Source organism: Komagataeibacter sp. NFXK3 (assembly GCF_054182245.1).
The window spans coordinates 1-3,633 of the sequence record NZ_JAPIVJ010000057.1 but is presented as its reverse complement, the minus strand read 5'-3'; the positions used below and the strand labels follow the sequence as shown (position 1 = coordinate 3,633).

Genomic DNA, 3,633 nt, shown 5'->3' with positions numbered 1-3,633 from the left:
GGCGTGTCGTCAGTTAAACGGGGGGCTTATGAAGCTTGTACTCCCGTTTGATCTGTGATGTTTTCTTCCTGTTTCTGGAACGGGGAGAGTGTGAATGCGACGGTATGGTCTGAGCGATGGTCAGTGGGAACGGATAAAAGATCTTCTCCCGGGTCGCGAAGGTCATGTCGGTGGGACGGCTGCGGATAACCGTCTGTTTATCGAAGCCGTGCTGTATCGTTACCGTGCAGGCATTCCCTGGCGTGATCTGCCTGCCCGGTTCGGGGACTGGAAGAACGTGCACCGGCGGCTGCGTCGCTGGTGCGAAGGCGGCGTGATCGAGCGGATTTTCCGGCATCTGGCTGCTGACCATGACAACGAATACATGATGATCGACAGCACCATTGTCCGTGCTCACCAGCATAGCGCGGGCGCCCGTAAAAAAGGGGGATGGATCAGGCCACCGGGCGGTCCCGTGGCGGACTGACCACGAAAATCCATGCCATTGTCGATGCCGCGGGAAAGGCTGTGGCTCTTTCCCTGACGCCCGGACAAAGGGCCGACATCACAGAAGCAGAGCCATTGCTCGATGAAGTCGATCCCGAGGTCTTCATCGCCGACAAGGCTTATGATGCCGATCCCCTCATCGAAAAGCTTGAAGAGCGGGGGATCACACCGGTTATTCCGTCAAAGAAAAACCGACGCAATCCACGGAAAATCCTCTTTTCGCTTTATAAAAAACGAAACATCATCGAACGCTTCTTCGCCAGACTTAAACAGTTCAGAGGTATTGCAACACGATATGACAAGCTGAAGTCAACTTTCCTCGCAGCCGTGCAATTCGTCTCCGCCATCATTGGAATTAACTGACGACACACCCTAGCGAAGCCTCGACAGGGAGGATCGAGGCTTCGCCACGTCCGGCAGAGATTGTAGACGCCGGACGTGTCTTATTGGACAGGGTAATAGTAAGGTCATTCACCGTCGAAAGGAGACAGTTTATCTGGACCTAATGTACAGAAATTTGTACGACGCATTGCTCTTGTACACCGAGGTGGGATTTCTAGGGCAAGGTTTCTGGTGCGTTCCCTTGCGCTATATTGTCAGTTCACCCCAGCAGGCCCATGGCCGAATTGGACAAAGCACTTTTGCTTGAAACCCGTCTTGTTTGTAAGACGACGGGCGTGAACAAAGCGTCTGGGAAAATGCGCCGTACGCTATACGACCACGTCAGATAGATCATGTTGCGGATTTTAGACACCCTGTTCACACAAAAACTCTATGTAACAGCGACATGTCGGGCTGACACTACCGCTCTATTCTATGCAGCAAAAGCTACAGAAGGAATGCCGGTATGGGCGTACGTCCGTTGATCGAGAACATGGAATTTCTCCGCCACTTTTGGCATCCGGTCGCGACTCTTGACGAGTTCGAGAAGGCCGACCCGCTGGGCAATGGCCCTATGGCTGTCACCTTACTTGACGAGAAGGTCGTTCTTGCTCGTCTCGACGGCAAGATGGTCGCAATGAAAGACCAATGCGTCCACCGCTCGGCCAAGCTGTCCGGCGGAAAGGTCCAAGGCGACCAACTCCAGTGTCCGTACCACGGATGGATGTACAATGCCGAGGGCAAGTGCACCCACATGCCGGCATGCCCGACGCAAAAGATTTCCTCCCGCGCCAAGGTGGCAAGCTATGAATGCGAAATGAAGTACGGCCTGATATGGGTCCGTTTGGATAGCTCGTGGAACGTGACGGAAATCCCGTATTTCAGCGTCGCTGATGACCCGAGGATGAAGATTGTCGTGCAGGAACCCTACTGGTGGAATGCCAGCGCACCGCGCCGCTGGGAAAACTTCACGGACTTTTCGCACTTCGCGTTCGTTCACCCCGGCACTCTGTTCGATCCGAACAACGCCGAGCCGCCCATCGTGCCGATCGATCGCGTGAAGGGCCAGCTGCGCTTTGTCTATGACACGCCCCCGGGCATGGATGTTCCCGATCAGGCACCCATCGGCAACTTCACCTACCACTGCAGTATGCCGTTCACGATCAACCTGGCCGTTCAAAAATATGTGGGGAACAACCTTCACGTCCTCTTCAACGTGTCCTGCCCGGTGAACGCGAAGCAAACGAAGAACTTCCTGATCTTCGCCCGCGAGAAGAGCTTGAACGATTCGGATCATCCCCACATCGCCTTCAACGACCTGGTCTTTGCCGAGGACCAGCCGGTCATTGAATCGCAGTGGCCAGAAGAGATTTACGACGACGAACTGTCGGTCGTGACCGACAAGATCTCGATACAGTACAGGAAATGGATCAAGGAACTGGAAAACGCCCACGCGCAGGGCAAGGAGGCTTTCGAGAAGGCTCTCCTGACGCCGGTTCTTGAAAGCGACCGGATGCACCCTGAACTGCATGCGGTCGCGGGCTGACGCTCGGCCGGATTTCAGGAGATATCCCAGTGTCAGTCCATTTCATGACCAGTTCTCCCGATGCGCTGCTTCGGGAGTTCAACCGGAGAATTGTCCAGGAAGAAGCGTGGGGGAAGGCGGAAGGCTGGATGCTGAAGGGTGATACCTCCTACCAGCATTCCGAAGACGTGTCGGATATCGGCGCAATGCTTGTGCCAAGCGTCGATGCGGGCACGTTGACCTTCGAACTTCATGCCGACGGCGGCAAAGGCATCCCACCTGACGTGGTCAAGCTGTACTACACGAGGCTGGTGGAAACCTTCCTCCGGTGGATGGACGTGCGCTTTGATGAGGTTCGACTGAATTGAGCAGTCACGAAACCTGTCAGGCGGATAGATTTGGAACGGAAAGGAAGAAAGTTGGCCTTGTATGTGAACACCGCCGAACCGAAGAAGGCACTTAGGGCCTTCAACGCGTCGGTCGGCAATATCGATCAACCTCATGACGGCGCAAGATGGCTGCGACCGAAGAACTCGGACTACTTCACGCATGCGGACCCGGAATGGGCCTACAAGTCCTGGGTGCTGCCCAGTGTCCGCCAAGGATCGCTGATGTTCAACATCATCAGACCCGAGGACCGCTATGTTTCAGTGAAAGCCTATGCCGCCTATCACGCCGAGCTTGTCGGGACGCTGATGGATGCGGGACTGGCGGCCCCCCTGGACATAAAGATGTCGTCTCGATGCGCCGACGGCGACCTCAATGCCTGATCTCAAGAGGAGCGTGGACACACCGATGGCCAGTGCAGACAAGTTCCAGCCTATGCACAACATCTTTTGCGATGATGTGGAGAAACAGAAACAATTTTACGCTGCAATCCTGGGTTGGGACGACATTCCCGATGCCTCTTCGCCGATCTACCGGGTTCTGCAAGGCAACGGCTTCCAGCTGGCCTTCAACGGTGTCCCGGCCTATGAGCTTCTGGGCCTGAAGGATCGTGAGAGACGCAGGACACCAACATCCAGCACCGGCACGATGGTGACGTTCGTGGTTGAAGACTGGGCAACGGTAGATGAGATCGCGCACAAGGTGCCCGAGCTTGGCGGGTCGATCGTCAAGGGGCCGTTTGCAACCTATTACGGGCAATGGCAGTTGGTCTTCAACGATCCGGAGTTCAACATCGCGCGCATCACAGCCATGACCATTCCCGAGGGTGCCGAAATTCCAGTTGTCAACTTCGA

General features: G+C 55.5%; 5 protein-coding genes. All 5 read left to right on the top strand.

Annotated elements, in window-relative coordinates:
* Window positions 1–94: 94 nt before the first annotated feature.
* Window positions 95–849 (top strand): IS5 family transposase gene (locus OQZ28_RS17300; protein WP_085948960.1). Its coding sequence is split into 2 segments (ribosomal slippage): window positions 95–431 and window positions 431–849, totalling 756 coding nucleotides; the frame shifts between segments, so codons are not numbered across the junction.
* 484 nt (window positions 850–1,333) lie between these two features.
* Window positions 1,334–2,413, top strand: coding sequence for an aromatic ring-hydroxylating oxygenase subunit alpha (locus OQZ28_RS17295; protein WP_007396211.1), 1,080 nt, complete (start codon window positions 1,334–1,336; stop codon window positions 2,411–2,413).
* Between the two features lie 29 nt (window positions 2,414–2,442).
* Entirely contained in the window at window positions 2,443–2,760 is a 318-nt protein-coding gene (locus OQZ28_RS17290; protein WP_007396212.1) for a hypothetical protein, read from the top strand.
* A 51-nt stretch (window positions 2,761–2,811) separates the two neighbouring features.
* Window positions 2,812–3,162, top strand: coding sequence for a hypothetical protein (locus tag OQZ28_RS17285; RefSeq protein WP_007396213.1), 351 nt, complete (start codon window positions 2,812–2,814; stop codon window positions 3,160–3,162).
* Window positions 3,155–3,633 (top strand): VOC family protein (locus OQZ28_RS17280; RefSeq protein WP_228120956.1); only part of this gene is annotated, 479 nt, incomplete at its 3' end. The genes OQZ28_RS17285 and OQZ28_RS17280, both read left to right, overlap by 8 nt.